Genomic DNA, 22,546 nt, shown 5'->3' on the forward strand with positions numbered 1-22,546 from the left:
GCGAGCTTGCTCGCTTTGGGCTGCGTAGCGGCCCCAAAAAGAGCGGGAGCGCTACGCACTCCAGCGCGAGCAAGCTCGCTCACTACATATCAATCATTGTTGGGTTTTGAATTTAGTCCACACGCGCATCCGTGCACGCATATCGGCCTGAGGGATGTCCTTGCCGGCAATCAACCGGTCAAAGGTTGCGGCATCGGGATAGATCTGCGGGTTGTCACGCATGCTGGCCTCCACATCGGGCCGGGCCTTGGCGTTGGCGGTGGGGTAACCGGTGAAGTTGGTGATGGCGGCCATGTTCTGCGGGCGCATCACAAAGTTGATAAACGCGTAGGCGTATTCCGGGTGCTGGGCGTCGACCGGTATGGCCATGGTGTCCATCCACACCGTGGTGCCTTCGCGGGGGATGTGATAGCCGAAGGTCACCGGTTTGCCGGCGGCATCGGCGGCGCGTTGGGCCTGGGTCATGTCGCCGCTGTAGCCCAGAGACAGGCACAGGTTGCCGTTGACCAGGTCGGTCACCGGTTGCGACTGGAACTTGCGGATGTACGGGCGCAGCTTGAGCAGCAACTCGCTGGCCGCCGCCAGGTCTTCGCGCTTGGCACTGCGCGGGTCGCGGCCCAAATAGTTGAGCACCACGGCCAACACTTCATCCGGCGAGTCGATCAGCGAGATACCGCAGTCGGCAAACTTGGCAGCCAGTTCCGGCTTGAACAACAGGTCCAGGCTGTTGACCGGTGCATTCGGCAGGCGTTGTCCGATCTGCCGGGTGTTGTAGGTCAGGCCGATGGTGCCCCAGGTGTAGGGCACCGTGGCCTTGTTCGAGTTGACGTAGTGGCTGCGCAGTTTCTGCAACCCCGGCTCGATATCGTCGAGCGCGGTGAGCTTGCCAGGGTCCAGCGCCTGCAGGCTGCCCGCGCGCATCAGGCGCTCGGCTACGGTGTCGCCGGGGAAGATCAGGTCGTAGCCACTGCCGCCGGCCATCAACTTGGCTTCCAGGGTTTCGCTGCCGTCCATCACATCGTAGATCACCTTGATACCGGTCTCGGCGGTGAATTTGGCCAGGGTATCGGCGGCGAAGTAGTCGGCCCAATTGTAGAGCTTGAGGGTTTTGTCTTCGGCCGCGACGCAGGTGGCGGTGAGCATCAGGGTGCAGGTCAGGAGCAGCTTCATGATTGAAGTCCGTCCAGGGTGAGCAGGCTGCCGTACATTTCCGGGCGGCGGTCGCGGAAGATGCCCCAGGTCAGGCGTTCCTCGCGCATCGCGGCCAAGTCCAGGCTGTGCACGAGCACGCCGGTGCTGTCGCGGTCAGCCTCGGCCAACAGCGCGCCCTTGTGGTTGCAGATAAACGACGAACCGTAGAACTGCATGTGCAAGGTTGCGTCTGTGGTCGCCACTTCTCGTCCGACACGGTTGGCCGCCACCACCGGCAGCAGGTTGGCCGCGGCGTGTCCACGCATGGTCATCTGCCAGTGGTCGCGGGAATCAAGGCTGGCACAGCCCGGTTCAGAGCCAATAGCCGTGGGAAACAGCAGCACCTCGGCGCCTTGCAACGCCAGGCAGCGGGCGGTTTCGGGAAACCACTGGTCCCAGCAGATGCCGATACCCAGGCGCCCGAATGCCGTATCCCACACGCGGAAGCCGGTGTCGCCGGGGCTGAAATACTCCTTCTCCTGATAACCGATGGCGTTGGGGATATGGGTCTTGCGGTACACCCCCAGCAGTTGCCCGTCGGCATCGGCGACGCTCAGGGAGTTGAAGAACGCGTTGCCGGCTTTTTCAAACCAGCTCAGCGGCAGCACGACGCCCAGTTCCTTGGCCAAGGCGGCAAAGCGCTTGAGCACCGGGCTGCGTTGGTATTCTTCAGCCAGGGCCAAATGCTTGTGGTGCTGCTCGATACAAAAATACGGCGTGGCGAACAACTCCTGCAGCAGGATCACCTGGGCGCCCTTCGCCGCCGCCTCGCGCACCAACTGCTCAGCGCGATCAAGGTTGCCCGGCAAGTCCCAGGTGCACGGCATCTGCGTGGTGGCAATCGTCAACAGGCTCATGGCATCACCTGCACGGGTTGCTGCTGGGTGATGCAATGCACCCCGCCGCCGCCATGGGCCAGATGGTTGATGTGCACCGGTACGATTTCGCGACCGGGGAACGCCTGGGCCAACACCCCAGCCGCGACCTGGTCGGCGGCAATGCCGTAGGCCGGCATGATGATTGCGCCGTTGGCGATGTAGAAGTTGGTGTAGGAGGCGCAGAACACCTCGGCCTCGGTGTCGACGGCGTCAGTGGCTTCGAACAGTTCGAGCATTTCAAAGCGGCGACCTCGGGCGTCGGTGGCCAGCTCAAGGGCACGGCGGTTTTCGCGCACCACTTCGGCGTAGACCGAACCTCTGTCGTGGGTAGCGTCCACCAGCAGTACGCCGGGGCGGGCAAAGGCGCAAACGCCGTCGACGTGCCCGTCAGTCATGTCACCGGTAACATGATCCGGATCGCCGGGCAGCCAGATGGTTTTCTTGATGCCCAGCAGGCGCGCAAAAATGGCCTCCACCTCGGCTTTGGTCATGCCGGGGTTGCGGTTGGGGTTGAGCAATACCGACTCGGTGGTGATCAGCGTGCCTTCGCCGTCCACATGGATGGCGCCGCCTTCATTGCCCAGCGGTGTGCCGAAACACTCCAGGCCCAGGTCGTTGAGTACCCGGCGCGCCAGGCTTTCATCCAGGTCATGGGCCGACTTGCCGCCCCACGCATTGAAGCGCCAGCTCACGCCAGCAACGCCTTGCTGCGGGTGACAGATGAAACTCGGGCCCGAATCCCGGCACCAGCTGTCGTTAACCGCCTGCTCGATCAGCTCGATACCCGCCCCGCACAAGGCTTTGGCGCCAGCCGCTGCCGAGGGGTCAACGACCATCTTCACCGGTTCGAACCGCGCAATTGCATTGGCGACCCGAGCAAAGTCCTGCTGCACCTGGGCCAGGGTCACGCCCCAGGTGGTTTCCCACAGCGCCTGGTTATGCGGCCAGACCATCCAGGTTGCCGCATGCCGGGACCACTCCGCGGGCATCCACCAACCGTTGTTGTGCATTGCATTCTGCTGCATGACAAGTACCTTTGAGTTAAGTCATTGTGTTCAGGTAAAACTGACCGCGGAGTCTTGGCATGCATGCTACGGTGGCTCTAAAGACCAAACAAACGATGGATTTTGTAGAAAACTGATTAGAGGAACTTATCAGCATGCTCAACCACTGGCCGCCCCTCGGCACCCTGCGTGGCTTTGAAGCCGCTGCCCGGCTGGGCAGTTTCCACAAGGCCGCCGAAGAACTGCACCTGACCCAATCGGCGATCAGCCAGCAGATCCGCAGCCTGGAGGCGTACCTGGAGCAACCGCTGTTTTTGCGCAGCGGCCGCAGCGTGAGCCTCACCGACGCCGGTCATGACTTCCTCAGCACCACCCAGGCGCTGTTGCAGCAACTGGCGGTGGGCGTGCGGCGCCTGGGGCAGTACCGCAAACCCAATCAACTGGTGCTCAACACCACGCCGACCTTCGCCCGCCACTGGCTGCTGCCGCGCCTGGCTGATTTCCGCCAGCGCCATCCCGAGGTCGACCTGTGGATTTTCAGCACCGACGAAGTGCCTGACATGGCCAGCCAGACCATCGACCTGGCGGTACGCGATGACATCAGTTCCCAGGCCGAATGCAGCTTCACGGTATTGCACGCCGACCGGCTGTTCCCAGCGTGCCATCCGCGCGTGCTGAATGTGCCCCAGGCTCAGCGCACCACCCTGCACGGCGAGCGTGAAATGGACTGGAGCCATTGGGCGGTGGAAGCCGGGATCGACGTGGGCCAGCAGGATCAGGGGCTGAATTTTTCCGATCCGGGGCTGTTGCTCGACGCGGTGTGTGCGGGCCTGGGGATTGGACTGGTCAGCCAGTTGCTGAGCCGTCAGGCGCGAAAAGACGGGCTGCTCACGCCGCTGGTCGAGGCGACCATTCGCGGGCCGAGTTGGGCGCTGCTAACCCATCGCGACAGTGAGCATGACCCGTTGGCGCGCAGTTTTACGGCGTGGTTGCTGACCCACTTGAACGAGCCCCTGCTGTGCCCTTAATCTCTTGAGCCTATTTCGTTGTGAGCATTGGAGGCTTCATGAAACTGATCGGCATGCTGGACTCGCCTTACGTACGCCGCGTGGCCATTTCCCTGGACCTGTACGGGGTGGAATTTGAGCATCAATCGCTGTCGGTGTTCAGCACCTTCACCGAGTTTTCCAGGATCAACCCGGTGGTCAAGGCGCCCACGCTGGTGCTGGACGATGGCACGGTGCTGATGGACTCCAGCCTGATCCTCGACTACCTGGAAACCCTCGCCCCGACCGACAAAAAACTGTTGCCCCAGGCCCCCGCCGCCCGCGCCCATGACCTGCAAGTGCTGGGCCTGGCCCTGGCGGCGTGCGAAAAGAGCGTGCAGATCGTGTATGAACACAACCTGCGCCCGGCCGAGAAACTGCATGCGCCGTGGCTCGACCGTATCAGCGGGCAATTGCTGGCAGCCTATTCACTGCTTGAGAAGCAGTTGGGCGAGAGTGACGCACTGAACCAGGCGAACCTCACCGCAGCCGTGGCCTGGTCCTTCAGCCAGTACACCGTGGCGTCGGTGGTGAAGGTGGATGGGTTTCCCAAGCTCAAGCGCCTGACTGAGCAACTGGAACAGCACCCGGCCTTCAAGAAATACCCGATCGAATGAAGACCGCCGTTCAAATGTGGGAGGGGCTTGCTCCCGATTAGGGGGGGTCAGCTAACAAATTTGTAGCTGATACACCGCAATCGGGAGCAAGTCGAATCGTCGCACCGCCCCTCCCACATTTTGATCTCCATTTATCAGGTAGATGGTGATCTGCTCTGGCTCTTGATCTGCTTTTGATCTTAGGCGCCCCGTTAAACCACGCTGGCCGAACGCAGGCTTGAATCCGTGGGTAACCCGGCAGGACGCCGGGTTAGCCGCCCCGCGCCATGGATGGCGCGTGGCGGCGGCCCACGGATTCAAGCCGGAGTGAGGGCATGCCGAGCCTAGGCGAGGCACCGAGTGGTGGGGCAAGAGCGTTTTGCTTACTTTTGCGCTGTTCAAAAGTGAGCCGCCGTAAGGGCGGAACCAATAGAAGCCGTTACCGAAATAACGGATATGCCCCCAACTATCTGGCGCCTGACACATAGCCATCGCAGGCAAGCCAGCTCCCACCTCAGAGCGCGTACATCCAATAAAACTTAGTCGCCTAACAGGCCGTCTTCGCGAGCAAGCCCGCTCCCACATGTTGGCCAATGTTGCCTGAAGGATTGAGCCTGACTCAGACCCACCCACCATCCACAATAAAGTTCTGCGCTGAACACATCGACGACGCACCCGAAGCCAGAAACAACGCCATATTGGCAATATGTTCCGGCAACACACTGCCCGGTAAACACTGGCTACGGCTGATCAGCTCCCTGGCGGCATCGTCCACCCACATCGCCAGCTGTTTTTCGGTCATCACCCACCCCGGCACCAGCGTATTCACACGGATGCGGCTCGGCCCCAGTTCCCGGGCCAGGGCGCGGGTCATGCCGTGGGCGGCGGCTTTGCTGGCGGCGTACACCGGGTAGCCGGCCGAGGCCATCATCCAACCCACCGAGCCCAGGTTGATGATCGACCCGCCGCCCGCGCTTTTCATCATCGGTACCACGGCCTTGGCGGCGAAGAAGGCGTGCTTGAGGTTGACCGAGATCAGCTTGTCGAAGGTTTGCGAATCGACTTCTTCCAGCGTATGCCGCACGTCATTGGCGGCGTTGTTCACCAGCACGGTGATCGGCCCCAGGGAATGCTCGAAACGCCCTATCGCCGCCTTGTAGGCGATTTCATCCGTGATGTCGCCATTGACGAATTCCACTGTGTGCCCACGGGAACTCAGCAACGCCGCCAGGCGCTCGCCCTGGCTTTGCGCGCGGTCCACGAAGCCCACCTTGGCGCCTTGGGCAGCAAAGGCGCGCACCATGAACTCGCCAATGCCCGAGGCCCCTCCAGAGATCAGTACGGTCTTGCCTTCAAGGTCGGGGTAAACGGCGTGCTGGGTAGTCATAAAAGGTTGCCTCGCTTAATTAGTCTTATTTTATTTTGCAAAAACGCCTTTAAAGGCTATAAATTCGCTGTCCAATCGACAAAATATCGCACATTAGTAGAACTATTCCACTCAAAACAACAAAAGGAAGTTCGACCATGAAGCACCCTCGATACCTGCTCTCGGGCCTCGCCCTGTCCATGCTCATTGCCAGTGGCGGCGCCCAGGCGGCCGGGCTCACCAGCGAGCACAAAGCCTTCGGTAAAACCAATGACGGCACTGCCGTCGAGCAGTACATCCTGCGCAACAGCCACGGTATGCAAGCCACCGTGATCACCTACGGCGGCGTGTTGCAGTCGCTCAAGGTGCCGGACAAACACGGCAAGGTCGAAGACGTGGTGCTGGGCTTCGACGATGTGCAGGGCTACCAGGCCGGCACGGCGTTTTTCGGTGCGACCATCGGACGTTTCGGCAACCGCCTGGCCGGCGGTGCGTTTGAGCTTGATGGCAAGCGCTACCAGGTGCCGCTCAACGACGGCCCGAACTCCCTGCACGGCGGCGCCCAGGGCTTCGACAAGCACGTGTGGACCGCCACCCCCGTCAAGGCCAAGGACTCGGTGGGCGTCACCCTCACCTACCTGTCCAAGGACGGTGAAATGGGCTTCCCCGGCAACTTGAAGACCGAGGTCACCTACCGCCTCAACGACAACAACGAACTGCACATCGACTACAAAGCCACCACCGACAAACCCACGGTGCTCAACCTCACCAACCACAGCTACTTCAACCTGGCCGGCGCGGGCAATGGCGACATCCTCAAGCAAGTCGCTACCTTGCACGCCAGCCATTACACGCCGGTGAACGCCACGTTGATTCCCACGGGCGAGTTGGCGCCGGTGAAAGGCACGCCAATGGACTTCCTCAAACCCACGCCGATCGGCCAGCACATCAAGGATGACCATCCCCAGCTCAAGTTTGCCGAGCCCAAGCAAGGTGGGTTCGACTTCAACTGGGCGCTGGACACCAAAGGCGATGTGAAGCAGCTCGCCGCCGAGGTGCATGACCCTGAATCGGGGCGGCGTTTGCAGCTGTTCACCACGGAGCCTGGGGTGCAGTTTTATACCAGCAACTTCCTGGATGGGACGGTGAAGGGCAAGGCTGGGAAGACGTATCAGCATTGGAGCGGGTTCACGCTGGAGACCCAGCATTTTCCGGATGCGCCGAACCAGCCGAGCTTTGCATCAACCCGTTTGAACCCTGGGCAGACTTACAGCCAGCACACTGTCTTCAAATTCACCACCGATTAAAACCTGTGGGAGCTGGCTTGCCTGCGATAGCATCACCTCAGTACATCTGATGCACCGAGGTGCCTGCATCGCAGGCAAGCCAGCTCCCACACAAGCCCCTCATACAGAAAACTCAGCGTTGCTTCATGCGATCGATGACGACGGCCAGCAGCAGGATCGAGCCGCGAATCACGTACTGGTAGAAGGTGTCGATGTTCTTCAGGTTCATCGCATTCTCGATGATCGCCAGAATCAACACCCCGGCAATCACGTGGCGAATCATGCCCACCCCGCCACTCAACGACACGCCGCCCAACACACACGCCGAGATCACCGTCAGCTCAAACCCTTGGCCAATCATCGGCTGGCCGGAGGTCATGCGCGAGGCCAGGATCACCCCAGCCAATGCACCGATTACCCCGTGCACGGCAAAGATCAGGATCTTGGTGCGATCCACGTTCACCCCCGCCAGCAACGCCGCTTCCGGGTTACCGCCGATGGCCATGGTGTTGCGCCCGTAGGTGGTGTAGTTGAGCAGCCAGCCGAAGAACAGGAAGCACAAAATCGTGATCAGGATCGGCACCGGTACCCCCAGCAACTGGCCGTTGCCGAAGATGAAAAATTGATCCTGGGACACGCCCACCGCCTTGCCGTTGGCAAAGATATAGGCCAGGCCGCGCACGATCTGCATGGTGGCCAACGTGGTGATCAATGCGTTCACCCGCAGCTTGGCAATCACGATGCCGTTGATCAGCCCGACGATCAGGCCCATCAGCAACGCCGCGCCAATGCCGAGCATCACACTGTCGGTATCGCGCATCACAATCGCTGCAACCACACCGGCGCAGGCAATCACCGAACCCACTGACAAATCGAAATGCCCTGACGCCAGGCAGAACAGCATGGTGCAGGCGGCGATACCCACGGTGGAAATTGCCAGGCCTAAACCACGCATGTTCAGCGGGGAGAGAAAATTGTCGATCAGCAAGGCGCACAGCAAAAAGATGCTCACCGCAGCCAGCAGCATCGCCCAGTTATCGAGCAGCGCGCGCACATCCAGGGGTTTGCGTGCGGCCGGTAGCGCGTTGTGTTGAAGGGTCATAGTCGTCTCTCAGTTCGCCACGCTGCGCGGCAAAGCCAGTTGCAGCAGGTTGGATTCAGTCGCGTGTTCGCGGGTTTGTTCGCCGCGCAGCGCGCCTTCGCACAGCACCAGGATGCGGTCGCTGATGCCCATCACTTCCATCAGGTCGCTGGACACCACGATTACCGCAATGCCCTGAGCCGCAAGGTTATGGATGATCTGGTAGATCTCGGCCTTGGCGCCGATATCGATGCCGCGCGTGGGCTCGTCCAGCAGCAGCACCTTCATCGGCATCGACAGCCAGCGGCCCAGGATCGCCTTCTGCTGATTGCCACCGGACAGGTACATGATCTTCTGCGCCGCGTTGGGCGTCTTGACCTTCATCGCCTTGATCTGCTGGTCGGCATTGCCCTGTTCCCAGCCGTCACGCAGTAGCCAACCGAAGGTGGAATGGGCGCCACGGGCACTGATGTTGATGTTCTCGGCCACACTGGACAGCGGGATGATGCCCTCCTTCTTGCGGTCTTCCGGGCACAGCAGCACGCCAGCCGCGATGGCGTCGCGAGGGGACTGCAGTTGCAGCGGTTCGCCACAGAGCTGCAGGCTGCCGGCGGTGCTGCGGGTCAAACCGCTTAACAGCCGAAACAGCTCCGTACGCCCTGCCCCCACCAACCCGAACAGGCCGAGAATCTCGCCTTTGCGCACATCAAAGCTGATGGGCTCACGCAAGCCAGGGCCCACAAGACCCTCCACCTTGAGCGCCACCTCACCGTGTTCGCGCGGGCGGTAGTCGTAGATGTCCTGGATGTCGCGGCCGACCATGCAGGTCACCAGTTGGTCGTGGGTCAGCGCAGCCATGTCATCGAAGGTGCGTACGTAGCGACCGTCCTTGAACACCGTGACTGCGTTGCAGATGCGGAACACTTCCTCCATGCGGTGCGACACGTAGAGCACCACTTTGCCCTCGTCGCGCAGGCGCGTGATGATCGCCATCAAGCGGTCGATCTCCCGCGCCGACAGGCTGCTGGTGGGTTCATCGAAAGCAATCACTTGGGCACCACGCGACAGTGCCTTGGCGATTTCCACCAATTGGCGCTGGCCCAAGGACAGGCGTCCGAGCTTTTCAGCCGGGTCAATTTCATCCGCCAGGCCCTTGAGGCACGCGAGGGCCTGCTCTCGCAGGAGCCCTCGGTTGACCACGCCAAACCGCGACGGCAAATGCCCGAGGAACAAGTTCTCGGCCACGGTCATTTCGGGCACCAGGTGCAGTTCCTGGTGAATCACCGCCACGCCGCTGGCAATGCTGTCGGCAGCGTTTTTGAAGGCCATGACCTGCTCGCCGATCTGCAGCGTGCCCGTGCTGGGGATGTAGGCGCCGCCGAGGATTTTCAGCAGCGTCGACTTGCCCGCGCCGTTCTCGCCCATCAAGGCATGCACCTGTCCGGGTTGGGCGCTGAAGCTGATGCCATCCAGCGCCTTGACCCCGGGAAAGGTTTTGCCGATGCCGTCAAACCGCAAGGCGGCAGCGGTCATTGCCACAGCCCGATCTTGGTTAGTTCTTCCTTGAAGTTGGCGCGGGTAATCAGCGTCACTTCGTCCATGGCGGTGTATTTGGCAGGCTCAGTGCCTTTGGTGACCCACTCGTACATCATCAGCGCGGTGTTGTAGCCCTCGATATGCGGGCTAGGCAGCATCGAGCCGAAAAAACCGCTGTCAGCCTTTTTCAGTTCGCCGATGGCGTCGGTGCCATTGATGCCGATGCCGATCACGTTGGCCGCCTTGAAGCCGGCGCTTTCAGTGGCGCGCACGCCGCCGAGCACGGTGTTGTCGTTCATGCCGCCGATGATCAGGTTTTTCGCGCCGCTGGGCAGTTTGACCAGGGCCGAGTTGGTGGCGTCCATGCTGCCCGGTACGTCGAGGGTCTTGGCGGCGGTGAAAAGAATATGGTCCTTGGGAATACCCGCCTCTTCCAAGGATTTGACCGAACCGTCGGTGCGCTTCTTGCCGGTGTCGAGCTCGTTGAAGGTGTTGATCACCGCGTAGGTGTCCTTCCAGTCCCAACCACGTTTCTTCGCCTCTGCCGCCATGGCCGCGCCCTGCTTCTGGCCCACTTCAAAGGCGGCCATGCCCAGGTACGGCACGTCCTCCATGAAGTTGCCCTTGGCATCGACGAAACGGTCATCCACGGCGATCACTTTCAAGCCATTGGCCTTGGCCTTGGCAACAATGGCCGGGCCGAGGGACACGTCCGGTGGGCAGATCACAAAGCCCTTGGCGCCATTGGCGGCCAGGCTGTCGATGGCCGAGAGGGTTTTTTCGCCATCGGGCACGGCGATCTTGATCACGGTAAAACCATGCTCCTTGCCGGCTTTTTCGGCAAAGGCCCACTCGGTCTGGAACCACGGCTCCTCAGCCTGCTTGACCAGGAAACCGATCTTCACTTCTTCAGCGGCCAGCAACAGCCCGCTCAAGCTCATGGCCGAGACCGCCACAGCGGCGCAAGCCAGGGAACGCAAACCACGACGACGATTCATACGGTGACTCCTTGTTGTTGTTTTTAAGAAGTACAGCGGGAGCAAGCTTGTTATCCGGCAAAACGCGTGCAGGGAATTCCAGGTACATCCACTTCAATCGCCAGCACCGCTCCATCCAGGGGATGATCCAAAGGGCTGGCAGCGCTGGTGATATACAGGGTGGTGAAGTTGGGGCCGCCGAACACGCAACTGGTGGGGCGGCTGACGGGCAGTTCGAGGACGCGATCCACGCTGCCATCCGGCGCTATGCGCAGCAGGCAACTGCCATCCCAGCGGGCGTTCCAGAGATAGCCTTCGACGTCCATCGCCGAACCGTCAGGCCCGCCACGTTCGTGCGGGCCGAACCACACCTGGGCAGGCTCGAGTTGGCCATCGGCTTGGATCGCGTGGCGATACAGGGTGCGGTCCAGGCTGTCGCCAAAATGCACTTGGCTGCCATCCTCATTCCACAGCAGGGTATTGGGAATGCCCAAGCCACTGAGCAACGGCGTGACCTGCCCATCGGCGTCGATGCGAAACAAGCCACCGGAACGCCGGGTGATGGGCAGGTCTTCGCCCTGCTCGCCAATGTTGTTCTGCATGGTGCCCAGCCACAGGCGGCCCTGGGCATCACAGCGCGCTTCATTGCCCCGGTTGCCCACTTGCGGGTCAGGCACGCACAGCAAGGTCAAGGCCTCGGTGGCCAGGTCCAGCCGATACACGCCGCTGCTGAGGGTCACCAGCGCATCACCGCTTTGACACGGGATAAACGCCGAGACATGTTCGGGCAATTGCCACACCTGCAACTGCCCACCCATCAGGCGCAACGCCTGCTTGCCAGCGATATTGACCCAGTACAGCGCCTGGGTCGGCCCATCCCAAAACGGCGCCTCGCCCAACTGGGCACGGTGCGGGGTAACGGCGATACACGACATGTTGCCTCCTGGATTGTTTTTATTCTCAGGCGTGCGTTTTACAGCGGATCGCGGGATGGGGTGCCATCCACCAGCCGCTGGATACGCAACGGGTTGGCGTTTTTCAACGCGTCGGGCAGCAGGCTATCAGGGTAGTTCTGGAAGCACACGGGGCGCAGGAAACGGTCGATGGCCAAGGTGCCGACCGAGGTGCCACGCGCATCGGAGGTCGCCGGGTACGGGCCGCCGTGCACCATGGCATCGCAGACTTCCACGCCGGTGGGGTAGCCGTTGAGCAGGATGCGCCCGACTTTCTGTTCCAGCAGCGGCGTGAGTTCGGCGAACTGTTGCAGGTCATTCGGCTCGCCAATGATCGTCGCCGTGAGTTGGCCGTGCAGGCCGCGCAAGGCGGCGCCAAGTTGTGCCTGGTCGGCGACTTCGACAAATACCGTGGTGGGGCCGAAGACCTCTTCTTGCAGCACTTCATCAGCGTCGATCAGCAGGCGTGCATCAGCCTTGAACAGCTGCGGTTGCGCCTGATTGCCTGACTGCGTATTACCCGCCAGATGCTGGATGCCGGGGTGTGCCAGGAGTTTCTCCAGGCCCTTGCCGTAGCTGCCCAAGGTGCCCGCGTTGAGCATGGTTTGCGCCGGTTGATCGCCGATCAGTTGCGCGACCTGCTGGGTGAACGCGGTAAAGGCCGGCGATGCGATACCAATCACCAAGCCAGGGTTGGTGCAGAACTGGCCGCAGCCTTGTACCACCGAGGCGGTCAGGTCGCGGGCGATGCTGTCGGCCCTTGCGGCCAACGCCTGGGGTAGCACGATCACCGGGTTGATGCTCGACATCTCGGCAAACACCGGGATCGGCTGCGGGCGCGCGGCCGCCATATCGCACAAGGCCCGGCCGCCCTTGAGCGAGCCGGTAAAACCCACTGCCTGGATTGCCGGGTGTTTGACCAACGCTTCACCGACGCCAGCGCCGAAGATCATGTTGAACACACCGGCCGGCATCTCGGTGGCCTCGGCGGCACGCATGATCGCATTCGCAACCTGCTCAGCCGTTGCCATGTGCCCGCTGTGAGCCTTGAACACCACCGGGCAGCCTGCCGCCAACGCGGCGGCGGTGTCACCGCCTGCGGTGGAGAATGCCAGGGGGAAATTGCTCGCCCCGAATACGGCGACAGGTCCAAGGCCGATGCGGTATTGGCGCAGGTCGGGGCGCGGCAACGGTTGGCGCGCAGGCTGAGCTTTATCGATACGCGCGCCGTAGAAATCCCCACGGCGCAGCACCGTTGCGAACAGGCGCATCTGGCCGCTGGTACGCCCGCGTTCACCCTTGATCCGCGCGGCTGGCAGCGCGGTTTCGCGGCACACCAGTTCGACGAAATCATCACCCAGTGCGTCCAGCTCATCGGCAACCGCATCCAGGAATTGCGCACGGCGCGCCGCGCTCAGTGCGCGATACGCCGGGTAAGCCTGCGCGGCAGCCTCGGCGGCGGCGTCGACTTCCTGCGCCGTTGCCTGGAAAAAATCCTGTGGCAAGGCTTCGCCGGTGCTGGCGTCAAGACTGTTGAGGGTAACGCTGCCGTTGGCGCTGCGTTGGCCGCCGATGAAATTGTGGCCCAGAAACGGGGTCATGGCGTGCTCCTTAAAGGGTGATGACGTGGCCGGGTTGGAATGCTGCGTCGGCACTGCCGACACTGTTGACCAGCGGCGCACCGAACTCCGCCTGGCTGATCTCGAACACATCCCCCGGTTGGGTACGTATACCGTCGGCGAATGACAAGGTGGCGGTGCCAAAAAAGTGAATGTGCACATCGCCCGGCTTGAGGAACTGGCGGTATTTGAAGTGGTGGTATTCGAGGTTTTCCAGGCTGTGGCACATATTGGCTTCGCCACTGAGGAATTCGTTTTCCCATATGACCTCGCCGTCGCGCAGCAGGCGACTGGTGCCTGCCAGGTGCTGGGGCAACTCGCCCACCCGCAGTTCAGGGCCATAGCTGCAGCTGCGCAGTTTGGAATGGGCCAGGTACAGGTAGTTCTTGCGCTCCATGATGTGATCGGAGAACTCGTTGCCCACCGCAAAGCCCACGCGATAAGGCTTGCTGTCGTGGCCAATCACGTAGAGGCCGCCAATTTCCGGTTCTTCACCCGCATCCTCGGCAAACGGCGGTACCGGGAAGGCTGCGCCGGGGCGCACCACGGTGCTGCCGTCGCCTTTGTAGAACCACTCCGGTTGCACCCCTGCTACGCCGGCTGCCGGTTTGCCGCCCTCCACGCCCCATTTGAAGATGCGCATGGTGTCGGTCAGTGCGGTGTCGTCACCGGCCTGGTGCATTTTGTCCCGCGCCGAGGCGCTGCCCAAGTGGGTCAGGCCGGTGCCGCTGATCAGCATGTGGGCGGGGTCAGGGTGGTCCAGTGGTGGCAGCACTTTCAGCTCGGCCAGCAGTGCGGCGTAGTCGTGACTGGCGCCCAGGCCCAGGCTGTCGACGTGTTGCGCCAGGCCCTCCCCGGCTTCGATGGCGGCCAGCGCCAATTCGCGCACACTGCGGGCGCCCTGCACTTCACGCAATTGAGTGCCGTCCACTACGCCGACGCGGCGCTGGCCGTTGTGCAATTCGAACTGAACTAAACGCATGCGATGTCTCCTGAATTAAGTACGTGTAGCGCCACGGGCGCTAGCGGCGAATTGGTCGGCAGGCAATACGTGCTTGCGCTCCAGCACGCGGTACACCACGAGGGTCAAGACCAGCCCAAACACCATCACCCCGGACAAGAAGTACAAGCCCGAAGCCAGGTTGCCGGTGTATTCCTTGAGCGCACCAATCACGAACGGGCCGATATAGCCGCCCAAGTTGCCCACCGAATTGATCAACGCAATGCCCGCCGCCGCACTGGCACCGGCAAAGAAGCGCCCCGGCAAGGTCCAGAACACTGCCGTGCAGGAAAACAGCGCAAACGCCGCCAGGCACAGCGCCGCCATTTGCAGCACCGGCACACTCAGCCATGCGCTGAAGAACAAGCCGATGGCGCCCAGCACGTAGAGCACAGCGAGGTGGCCGTACCGGTCGTTCAGGCGGTCGGAACTACGCGGGATGATCAGCAGGCCGATGATGCCGAAGATGTAGGGCACGGCGGAGATGAAACCGGTGGTGAGGTCACTGCCGCCAAATTGCTTGATCAGGGTCGGCAGCCACAGCCCCAGGCCATAGATGCTCAGGGTGACCGGCAAATAAAACAGCGCCAGCAGCAACACGCGCTTGTCTTTCAAGGCATGCAACGGGTTGCCGTGACGGGTCTGGCCGTAGGCTTGCAGGTCTTTATTCAGCTCACCGGTGAGCCACGCCTTTTCGTCATCGCTCATCCAGTTGACCTGCTTGGGAGCGTCCGGCAAGTAGCGCAGCACCGGCCAGGTGAGCAGGATCGCCGGGGTGCCGATGACGATAAACAGCCACTGCCAGCCGTGCAGGCCGAGGATGCCGTCCATGCCCAGCAGGCCACCGGACACGGGGCCGGTGATCATCATCGCAATGGGTTGGGACAGGATGAACAGCCCAAGGATCTTGCCGCGATGGCGCACCGGGAACCACTGGGTGATGTAGTAGAGAACGCCCGGAAAGAACCCGGCCTCGGCCGCCCCCAACAAAAAGCGCATCACATAGAAGCTGTGCGGCCCCTGCACAAACGCCATGCCGATGGTGATGGCGCCCCAGGTGATCATGATCCGCGCAAACCAGCGCCGTGCGCCGAAGCGGTCGAGCATCAGGTTGCTGGGGATCTCAAACAGGAAGTAGCCAACAAAGAACAACCCCGCGCCCAAACCGTACGCGGCGTCGCCGATGCCGACGTCGGCGCCCATGTGCAATTTGGCAAAACCCACGGCAGAGCGGTCCACGTAGGCGATCAGGTACAGCAGGATCAGGAAGGGAATCAGTTTCAGCGTGATGCGCCGAATAAGCCGCAGTTCCTGGCTCATGGGGGTCGATCTCCGATTGTTGTTTTTATAGAAGCTCGGGGGACGCCTCTCGCGAAAATCCGCCAGGGCCATACCTCAGTTGGACCGACTATATAGTATGACTATTTGCAAAACAACTCTTCCAAAGCTTCGATTTTGCGCTTATGTTTAAGCACGAATAGAACATATAGTCATACAATAAGAGAATCGATCATGCCTGATAAAAAGCCCGGCCTACGCTCCGCCCAGTGGTTTGGTACCGCCGACAAGAACGGCTTCATGTACCGCAGCTGGATGAAGAACCAAGGCATTGCCGACCATCAGTTTCATGGCAAGCCGATCATCGGCATCTGCAACACTTGGTCGGAGCTGACCCCCTGCAACGCGCACTTCCGCCAGATCGCCGAGCACGTCAAACGCGGGGTAATCGAGGCCGGTGGCTTCCCGGTGGAATTCCCGGTGTTCTCCAACGGCGAATCCAACCTGCGTCCCACCGCAATGCTCACCCGCAACCTGGCGAGCATGGACGTGGAAGAAGCCATTCGCGGCAACCCGATTGACGGCGTGGTGTTGCTGACCGGCTGTGACAAGACCACTCCTGCCCTGCTGATGGGCGCCGCCAGTTGCGACGTGCCGGCCATCGTGGTCACCGGTGGACCGATGCTCAACGGCAAGCACAAGGGTCAGGACATTGGCTCGGGCACGGTGGTGTGGCAGCTCAGTGAACAGGTGAAAGCCGGCACCATCACCCTGGACGACTTCCTCGCCGCCGAAGGGGGCATGTCGCGTTCGGCGGGCACCTGCAACACCATGGGCACCGCGTCGACCATGGCGTGCATGGCCGAAGCACTGGGCACCTCCCTGCCCCACAACGCGGCGATCCCCGCCGTAGATGCGCGTCGTTACGTGCTGGCGCACATGTCGGGCATGCGCGCGGTGGAGATGGTGCGCGAAGACTTGAAGCTGTCGAAGATCCTGACGAAAGAAGCGTTTGAAAACGCGATCCGGGTGAACGCCGCCATCGGCGGCTCGACCAACGCAGTGATCCACTTGAAAGCCATCGCCGGGCGCATCGGCGTCGAACTCGACCTGGATGATTGGACCCGCATGGGCCGTGGCATGCCGACCATCGTCGACCTGCAACCTTCCGGGCGTTTCCTGATGGAAGAGTTCTACTACGCCGGCGGCCTGCCTGCCGTGTTGCGTCGCCTGGGTGAAGCGAACCTGATCCCGCACCCGAATGCGCTGACGGTGAACGGCAAGTCCCTCGGCGAGAACACCAAGGACTCACCGATCTACGGCCAGGACGAAGTGATCCGCACCCTCGACAACCCGATCCGCGCCGACGGCGGCATCTGCGTATTGCGCGGCAACCTGGCGCCGTTGGGTGCGGTGCTCAAGCCGTCCGCTGCCAGCCCGGCACTGATGCAGCATCGCGGCCGCGCAGTGGTGTTCGAGGATTTCGACATGTACAAGGCGCGCATCAACGACCCGGACCTGGAGGTGGACGCCAACTCGATCCTGGTCATGAAAAACTGCGGGCCCAAGGGTTATCCAGGCATGGCCGAAGTCGGCAACATGGGCCTGCCCGCCAAGCTGCTGGCCCAGGGCGTGACCGATATGGTGCGTATTTCCGATGCGCGCATGAGCGGCACCGCGTACGGCACGGTGGTGTTGCACGTGGCACCGGAAGCCGCTGCCGGCGGGCCGTTGGCCACGGTGAAGGAAGGTGACTGGATCGAACTGGACTGCGCCAATGGCCGCTTGCACCTGGACATCCCCGACGCAGAGCTGGCGGCACGCATGGCGGACCTGGCGCCGCCGCAAAAGCTCATCGTCGGTGGCTACCGCCAGCTGTACATCGACCATGTATTGCAGGCCGACCAAGGCTGCGACTTCGACTTCCTGGTGGGTTGCCGAGGGGCGCAAGTCCCACGGCATTCCCACTAATTGGGATGCTATGATGCCGCGTCTTTAAGCCAGAGCCTTCCCGTCGTCATGGATCACCAGCCGCCCAAGCCGCGCAAGAGCCAGCATGCCCAGATCGTCCAGGACTTGGGCATGCACATCGTCTCCGGTCGCTTCAAACCGGAAGAAAGACTGCCCATGGAGGCCACGCTCTGCGAGGAATACAAGGTCAGCCGCTCGGTGTTGCGTGAAGCCACTCGGGTGCTCAGCGCCAAGGGTCTGGTGTATTCCAAGCCACGGGTGGGTGCGGTGGTGCGCCCGCGCTTGAAATGGCACCTGCTCGACCCGGACGTGCTGTCCTGGTTGATGCAGTCCACGCCCCATAGCGAGTTCTTCAACACCTTGGCGGGTGTGCGGCGCATCCTAGAACCGGAGATCGCCGCCATGGCCGCGACCACGGCCACCGATGAAGACATCGCTACCATCGAAAAAGCCTACTTGGGTATGGAAACCGCCCAGACCCACGAGCAGTTGCTGCAAGCCGACCTGGACTTCCACCGCGCCATCGCCGACGCCACGCGCAACGACCTGCTGGCGTACATGTGCAACATGCTGTCGTTGCCGCTGCGCGAATCCATCAACATCACCAACCGCCGTCCCGATATCCAGGGCCTGAGCCTGCCCCGGCACAAGGCGATCCTTACGGCGATCCAGAACCGCGACGCACTGGGCGCGCGGCACGCGTCGCTGGTGCAACTGGATGACACCCGCGTGGCGCTGGATACCGTCATGAACGTATTGACCCCGCTCTAACCCTCGCCCTCCCGATCGCAACCTGCCTGTGGCGAGCCCCTCGCCACTGCAAACCCTCGCCAAAAACGCTCAAGCTTCAAGAAATCCGGCACCGAGTATCAGCTATCCTGATACTCACAAAGCGGTTGCTGTTTTCATGAAGTTGTCGCCCTAGACTCGCTCTCAACGGTGCTCATGCACCGGACCCCACAACTATAAAAATGCAAGTGGAGAGATGAATGAGTGGTCAAGTCGCGTTCGAAGACCTTCCGCTGAGCCGCTTCCATATCCGCACGGTATTCAGCGGTACGGGCGGCCAGTTCAGTGATGGTTTTGTGCTGGGCATTATCGGGATCGCCGTCAGCATGGCAGCCGGGCCGCTGCAACTGACGGCACTGTGGATGGGCCTGCTGGGTGCAGCCTCCTTGGCCGGCCTGTTCCTCGGCAGCCTGTTTGCCGGCCCTATCGCCGACAAGTTCGGCCGGCGGACGATTTTCGCCTGGGACATGCTGTTGTTTGCAGTCATCAGCGCCTCGCAGTTCTTTGTCACCTCCCCCGAACAGCTGTTGGCACTGCGCCTGTTGCTGGGCCTAGTGCTGGGGTTCGACTATGTGGTGAGCAAGTCGCTGGTGACCGAGTTTGCCCCCCGCCGATACCGCGGGCGTTTGCTCAGCGTGCTGGCGGCGGCGTGGGCCGCGGGTTATGTGGCGGCCTACCTGGTGGGCTTTGCCATTCGCGACATTGGCCCGGATGCCTGGCGAGTGATGCTGGCGCTCAGTGGGGTGCCCGCGTTGCTTATTCTGCCGCTGCGCATGGGCGTGCCTGAGTCGCCCATTTGGCTGATGGCCCGCGGGCGCAGCCAGGAAGCGATGGCGATTGTGCGCAGCAAATTCGGCCCCCACGTGTACCTGCCTGCACCCGTGGCCCAGGCCGACGTGCAAAAACGGCGCGGCAGCTGGAGCGAACTGTTCAGCCCGCGCTGGCGCAAAAACACCTTGGTGGGTTGTGTGTTCTACACCTGCCAGGTGATTCCCTTCTTCGCCCTGGGCACCTTCGCACCCAAGGTGCTGGAGGCGCTGAATGTGCAGGACAAGTTTGTCGGTGGCCTGGTCTATAACGTGTTGCTGTTTCTCGGCGCCTTGCTGGGTTTGCTGGTGATTGACCGCGTGTCCCGGCGCGTTTTCCTGGTAGGCACCTTCTACCTGAGTGCAGCAGGCCTGGCCGTGCTGGCCTATGCCGGTTTTGGCCCGCTGGGCACCATCCTCGCCTTCGGCTTCTTTGCCTGTGTGATGGCGGCTGCGGTCAACCTCGAATTCGTCTACCCACCTGAATTGTTCCCCACCCACCTGCGGGCCTCGGGGATCGGCCTGGCTGTGGCTGCAAGCCGGTTCGGCTCGGCTGTGGCGACGTTCTTGCTGCCGATCGCCGTGCAGCAAGTGGGCGTTCATGCGGCGTTGGGCGTGTGCGTCGGCGTCCTGATCATCGGCGGCGTGGTCTGCCATGTGTTTGCTCCGGAAACCAGCCAGGAAGACTTGTCGGGAGTCACCCCCGAGTCCCCTGCGACACAGTCCACCGTCGCCATCGAATAACAGCATCAAGCGAGGATGAAGATGTCAGCGAACAGGCTTATCGACATGTATGCGGTCCAGGTGTTTATCGCGGTTGCCGAGGAAGGCAGCATGTCGGGGGCGGCCGCGCGCATGGGCATCTCCCAGTCGGGCGTGTCGCAGATGGTGCGCCAACTGGAAGATGAACTGGGCGTGGTGCTGGTGGACCGCACCACCCGGCCGATGGCCCTTACCGCGTTCGGGGTTGCACTGCGCAACCGAGGCTCGGTGTTGAGTGAGGAACTTTCGCACCTCAAGGCCCAGGTGATCGACGCCGGGCGCGGCGTGAACCCGGACCTGCGCATCGGCCTGGTGGACTCCTTTGCGGCCACCTGTGGTTCGGTGTTCACCCGCCAACTGCTGGGCAAGGTGGCGCAGTTGTCGATTCGCACCGGGCTCAGCCCACAACAGGGTGAATCCCTGCTGCGCCGAGACCTGGACCTGATCGTGACCAGCGACCCGCTGATGGACGCCAATGACGTGATTCGTTATCGGCTGTTTTCAGAGAAGTACTTTGTCATCACACCCAAGCAGTTGCGCAGCGACATCAACACTGTCGATGACGTACGAGCGCTGGCCAATGTGCTGCCGGTGGTGCGCTTCAACCGGATGTCCCAGGTAGGGCTGCAGATCGAGCGTCATTTGCGCAGCTTGAATGTGCGAGTCCCCAACCGCCTGGAACTGGACAACGCTGATGCACTGACGTCCATGGTGGCCGAAGGTATCGGCTGGGCCGTGACCAGCCCCATGTGTTTTTTGCAGGCCAGTGCCTGGGTCGACAACGTGACCGCGCACCTTACTCCGGACCTGCAACTGGAGCGTTCGCTTTACCTGGTAGCACGACGCAATGAATACAGCGCCTTTTTCGCCGATGCCTGCGAAACGGCGCGTGATGTGATCCGCCATTCCTTCCTGCCCAGGCTCAAGGCGCTGGACAAAGGGGTGGAGGCGTTAATCCAATTTGATGAGGGTGATGCTCGTGAGTATTTTTGATTCTGCCGCTACACGGTCGGAAACCGATTACGTCGGTGAAGTACAGATTCCAGCCAACAAGCTGTATGGGGTGAACTCGGTACGCGGGTTCGACAACCTCAGCGTTTCACCGCTGACCATTGCGCATTACCCGGCCTTTCGTGACGCTTTCGCACAGTGCAAATGGGCGGCCGCGCTGGCCAACCAAGCCTGTGGCGTGCTTGCCCAACCCCAGTGTGAAGCCATCGTGCAAGCCTGCGCCGAGGTGATTGCCGGCCAGTGCGACGACTCGCTGATCGTCGACCTGCTGGAAGGCTCCGGTGGCACGTCCACCAACATGAACTTCAACGAGGTCATCGCCAACCGTGCCCAGCAGTTGATGGGCCATGCTGCGGGTTCGTACGAGGTGGTTCACCCCAATGACCACGTGAACGCCTCACAGTCGACCAATGATGTGTACCCGGCCGCCCTGAAGATCGCTACACGCGCCATGCTCGGGCCGTTGATCGATGAAGTGGAACAATTGGCCGCCAGCTTCGACCACAAAACCGCACAGTTTGCCGACATCCTGCACCTGGGCCGCACCTGCCTGCAGGACGCCCAGCCCATGCGCCTGGGCCAGCTGTTTTCCGGCTATGCCGCCCTCACCCATCGCCTCGCGGCAGAGCTGACCAGCGTGCGCGACACACTGCGCACCCTGCCGCTGGGCGGCACCGCTATCGGCACTGGGTTCGGTGCGCCGGCAGCGTATCGCGACGCGGTGTACCAACACTTGGTGCACATCACCGGCATCGGGTACCAGGCACCGTCGAATGCCTTCGATGCGATGCAGAACATGGATGTGTTTTCCCGGGTGTCAGCGGAGCTGCGCACCTGCTCGGCGTCCCTGGCCAAGATCGCCACGGACCTGACCTTGCTGTCGTCCGGCCCGGTCGGCGGGATTGGTGAGTTGAAACTGCCCGAAGCCCAGGCTGGCTCGTCGATCATGCCCGGCAAGGTCAATCCGGTGTTGCCGATGGCGATGATTCAACTGAGCTTCGCGGTGATCGGCAACGATGCGGCGGTGGCGCAGGCGGTTCAGGCAGGCCAGCTGGAGATCAACCACTTCGAGCCGCTGGTGGCGTCTCGGGTGTTCGACAGCATTGCGCTGTTAACCCAAGGCATCCAACGTTTTCGTGAAAAGTGCATCGTCGGGATCACCGCGAATGCCGAGCGTAACGAGTACCATCTGACCCAATCGATGGCGGTCGCCACCGCGCTGGTGCCGCAATTGGGCTACGCGCGTGTCAGCAAGCTGGCGCGCCAGTCAGTGGAGCAAGGGCGCTCGTTGTTGTCGATCCTGGAAGAGTCCGGCTTGATGAGCCGGGCCGACGCCATGGCGGCAATCGAAAAGTCGTCCCACCCGGTGTTCGAGGGCTGACGACTACCGCTTGCA

19 protein-coding genes are annotated in these 22,546 nt (G+C 61.9%); 8 read left to right on the forward strand and 11 right to left on the reverse strand.

Annotated features, from left to right (window positions below):
• Positions 1 to 93: 93 nt before the first annotated feature.
• Genes CFE47_RS24100 through CFE47_RS24110 form a run of 3 tightly spaced genes read right to left on the reverse strand, consistent with a single transcriptional unit; the run spans position 94 to position 3,094 of the window.
• Entirely contained in the window at positions 94 to 1,170 is a 1,077-nt protein-coding gene (locus tag CFE47_RS24100; RefSeq protein WP_286840919.1) for an extracellular solute-binding protein, read from the reverse strand.
• Complete coding sequence (gene aguB / locus CFE47_RS24105; RefSeq protein WP_286840920.1) at positions 1,167 to 2,048, reverse strand: N-carbamoylputrescine amidase; 882 nt, start codon at positions 2,046 to 2,048, stop codon at positions 1,167 to 1,169. Before aguB ends, CFE47_RS24100 begins: the two co-directional genes overlap by 4 nt.
• The gene (locus tag CFE47_RS24110; RefSeq protein ID WP_286840922.1) at positions 2,045 to 3,094 is read right to left on the reverse strand and encodes an agmatine deiminase family protein; all 1,050 of its coding nucleotides are present in this window, start codon (positions 3,092 to 3,094) and stop codon (positions 2,045 to 2,047) included. The genes aguB and CFE47_RS24110 overlap by 4 nt, the downstream gene beginning before the upstream one ends.
• Before the next feature lie 134 nt (positions 3,095 to 3,228).
• Here CFE47_RS24110 and CFE47_RS24115 point away from each other — a divergent pair, with 134 nt between their 5' ends.
• A complete protein-coding gene (locus CFE47_RS24115; protein ID WP_286840924.1) occupies positions 3,229 to 4,101 on the forward strand; it encodes a LysR substrate-binding domain-containing protein in 873 nt (290 codons plus the stop codon).
• Between the two features lie 38 nt (positions 4,102 to 4,139).
• Complete coding sequence (locus tag CFE47_RS24120) at positions 4,140 to 4,736, forward strand: glutathione S-transferase family protein (RefSeq protein ID WP_286840926.1); 597 nt, start codon at positions 4,140 to 4,142, stop codon at positions 4,734 to 4,736.
• 598 nt (positions 4,737 to 5,334) lie between these two features.
• Here the strand turns inward: CFE47_RS24120 and CFE47_RS24125 are convergent.
• Positions 5,335 to 6,102: an SDR family NAD(P)-dependent oxidoreductase gene (locus CFE47_RS24125; RefSeq protein WP_286840928.1), complete on the reverse strand. Its 768-nt coding sequence runs from the start codon at positions 6,100 to 6,102 to the stop codon at positions 5,335 to 5,337.
• A 137-nt stretch (positions 6,103 to 6,239) separates the two neighbouring features.
• Between CFE47_RS24125 and CFE47_RS24130 the strand changes: the two genes are divergently transcribed.
• Positions 6,240 to 7,388 (forward strand): aldose epimerase family protein, encoded by a 1,149-nt coding sequence (locus CFE47_RS24130; protein ID WP_286840930.1) that lies wholly within the window; start codon positions 6,240 to 6,242, stop codon positions 7,386 to 7,388.
• A gap of 112 nt (positions 7,389 to 7,500) precedes the next feature.
• Here the strand turns inward: CFE47_RS24130 and araH are convergent, their stop codons facing one another.
• From araH to CFE47_RS24165, 7 genes are read right to left on the reverse strand one after another with little or no spacing between them, the layout of a single operon-like run.
• Entirely contained in the window at positions 7,501 to 8,469 is a 969-nt protein-coding gene (gene araH, locus CFE47_RS24135; protein ID WP_286840932.1) for an L-arabinose ABC transporter permease AraH, read from the reverse strand.
• A gap of 9 nt (positions 8,470 to 8,478) precedes the next feature.
• Complete coding sequence (araG, locus tag CFE47_RS24140; protein ID WP_286840934.1) at positions 8,479 to 9,981, reverse strand: L-arabinose ABC transporter ATP-binding protein AraG; 1,503 nt, start codon at positions 9,979 to 9,981, stop codon at positions 8,479 to 8,481.
• Complete coding sequence (locus tag CFE47_RS24145; RefSeq protein ID WP_286840936.1) at positions 9,978 to 10,982, reverse strand: substrate-binding domain-containing protein; 1,005 nt, start codon at positions 10,980 to 10,982, stop codon at positions 9,978 to 9,980. The genes araG and CFE47_RS24145 overlap by 4 nt, the downstream gene beginning before the upstream one ends.
• A 50-nt stretch (positions 10,983 to 11,032) precedes the next feature.
• On the reverse strand, positions 11,033 to 11,896 hold the full coding sequence (locus CFE47_RS24150) for an SMP-30/gluconolactonase/LRE family protein (protein WP_286840938.1): 864 nt from the start codon (positions 11,894 to 11,896) through the stop codon (positions 11,033 to 11,035).
• A 38-nt stretch (positions 11,897 to 11,934) separates the two neighbouring features.
• Positions 11,935 to 13,515: an aldehyde dehydrogenase (NADP(+)) gene (locus tag CFE47_RS24155; RefSeq protein WP_286840940.1), complete on the reverse strand. Its 1,581-nt coding sequence runs from the start codon at positions 13,513 to 13,515 to the stop codon at positions 11,935 to 11,937.
• 10 nt (positions 13,516 to 13,525) lie between these two features.
• Entirely contained in the window at positions 13,526 to 14,515 is a 990-nt protein-coding gene (gene araD1 / locus CFE47_RS24160) for an AraD1 family protein (protein ID WP_286840942.1), read from the reverse strand.
• Between the two features lie 15 nt (positions 14,516 to 14,530).
• Positions 14,531 to 15,853, reverse strand: coding sequence for an MFS transporter (locus tag CFE47_RS24165; RefSeq protein WP_286840944.1), 1,323 nt, complete (start codon positions 15,851 to 15,853; stop codon positions 14,531 to 14,533).
• Between the two features lie 192 nt (positions 15,854 to 16,045).
• On the opposite strand from CFE47_RS24165, the gene CFE47_RS24170 reads away from it, so the two are divergent.
• The 5 genes from CFE47_RS24170 to CFE47_RS24190 all read left to right on the forward strand — a co-directional run bounded on the left by CFE47_RS24170 (position 16,046) and on the right by CFE47_RS24190 (position 22,531).
• Entirely contained in the window at positions 16,046 to 17,782 is a 1,737-nt protein-coding gene (locus CFE47_RS24170) for an IlvD/Edd family dehydratase (protein WP_286840946.1), read from the forward strand.
• 48 nt (positions 17,783 to 17,830) lie between these two features.
• Positions 17,831 to 18,553: a FadR/GntR family transcriptional regulator gene (locus tag CFE47_RS24175; protein WP_034103835.1), complete on the forward strand. Its 723-nt coding sequence runs from the start codon at positions 17,831 to 17,833 to the stop codon at positions 18,551 to 18,553.
• A gap of 218 nt (positions 18,554 to 18,771) precedes the next feature.
• Positions 18,772 to 20,121, forward strand: coding sequence for an MFS transporter (locus tag CFE47_RS24180; protein ID WP_286840949.1), 1,350 nt, complete (start codon positions 18,772 to 18,774; stop codon positions 20,119 to 20,121).
• Positions 20,122 to 20,142: 21 nt separating this feature from the next.
• Positions 20,143 to 21,132 (forward strand): LysR family transcriptional regulator, encoded by a 990-nt coding sequence (locus CFE47_RS24185; RefSeq protein ID WP_185710665.1) that lies wholly within the window; start codon positions 20,143 to 20,145, stop codon positions 21,130 to 21,132.
• Positions 21,119 to 22,531 carry an aspartate ammonia-lyase gene (locus CFE47_RS24190; RefSeq protein WP_286840952.1) on the forward strand — a complete coding sequence of 471 codons (1,413 nt, stop codon included), beginning with the start codon at positions 21,119 to 21,121 and terminating at the stop codon, positions 22,529 to 22,531. The genes CFE47_RS24185 and CFE47_RS24190 overlap by 14 nt, the downstream gene beginning before the upstream one ends.
• The last annotated feature ends 15 nt before the right edge of the window (positions 22,532 to 22,546 follow it).

It is taken from the genome of Pseudomonas sp. PGPPP1 (assembly GCF_002255865.1).
GTDB classification, from domain to species: Bacteria; Pseudomonadota; Gammaproteobacteria; order Pseudomonadales; family Pseudomonadaceae; genus Aquipseudomonas; species Aquipseudomonas cremoris.

Bases quoted from the DNA above. Each gene is read 5' to 3' on its own strand.
- CFE47_RS24100 (WP_286840919.1), bottom strand. From the start codon at position 1,170: ATGAAGCTGCTCCTGACCTGCACCCTGATGCTCACCGCCACCTGCGTC.
- aguB (WP_286840920.1), bottom strand. From the start codon at position 2,048: ATGAGCCTGTTGACGATTGCCACCACGCAGATGCCGTGCACCTGGGAC.
- CFE47_RS24110 (WP_286840922.1), bottom strand. From the start codon at position 3,094: ATGCAGCAGAATGCAATGCACAACAACGGTTGGTGGATGCCCGCGGAG.
- CFE47_RS24115 (WP_286840924.1), top strand. From the start codon at position 3,229: ATGCTCAACCACTGGCCGCCCCTCGGCACCCTGCGTGGCTTTGAAGCC.
- CFE47_RS24120 (WP_286840926.1), top strand. From the start codon at position 4,140: ATGAAACTGATCGGCATGCTGGACTCGCCTTACGTACGCCGCGTGGCC.
- CFE47_RS24125 (WP_286840928.1), bottom strand. From the start codon at position 6,102: ATGACTACCCAGCACGCCGTTTACCCCGACCTTGAAGGCAAGACCGTA.
- CFE47_RS24130 (WP_286840930.1), top strand. From the start codon at position 6,240: ATGAAGCACCCTCGATACCTGCTCTCGGGCCTCGCCCTGTCCATGCTC.
- araH (WP_286840932.1), bottom strand. From the start codon at position 8,469: ATGACCCTTCAACACAACGCGCTACCGGCCGCACGCAAACCCCTGGAT.
- araG (WP_286840934.1), bottom strand. From the start codon at position 9,981: ATGACCGCTGCCGCCTTGCGGTTTGACGGCATCGGCAAAACCTTTCCC.
- CFE47_RS24145 (WP_286840936.1), bottom strand. From the start codon at position 10,982: ATGAATCGTCGTCGTGGTTTGCGTTCCCTGGCTTGCGCCGCTGTGGCG.
- CFE47_RS24150 (WP_286840938.1), bottom strand. From the start codon at position 11,896: ATGTCGTGTATCGCCGTTACCCCGCACCGTGCCCAGTTGGGCGAGGCG.
- CFE47_RS24155 (WP_286840940.1), bottom strand. From the start codon at position 13,515: ATGACCCCGTTTCTGGGCCACAATTTCATCGGCGGCCAACGCAGCGCC.
- araD1 (WP_286840942.1), bottom strand. From the start codon at position 14,515: ATGCGTTTAGTTCAGTTCGAATTGCACAACGGCCAGCGCCGCGTCGGC.
- CFE47_RS24165 (WP_286840944.1), bottom strand. From the start codon at position 15,853: ATGAGCCAGGAACTGCGGCTTATTCGGCGCATCACGCTGAAACTGATT.
- CFE47_RS24170 (WP_286840946.1), top strand. From the start codon at position 16,046: ATGCCTGATAAAAAGCCCGGCCTACGCTCCGCCCAGTGGTTTGGTACC.
- CFE47_RS24175 (WP_034103835.1), top strand. From the start codon at position 17,831: ATGGATCACCAGCCGCCCAAGCCGCGCAAGAGCCAGCATGCCCAGATC.
- CFE47_RS24180 (WP_286840949.1), top strand. From the start codon at position 18,772: ATGAGTGGTCAAGTCGCGTTCGAAGACCTTCCGCTGAGCCGCTTCCAT.
- CFE47_RS24185 (WP_185710665.1), top strand. From the start codon at position 20,143: ATGTCAGCGAACAGGCTTATCGACATGTATGCGGTCCAGGTGTTTATC.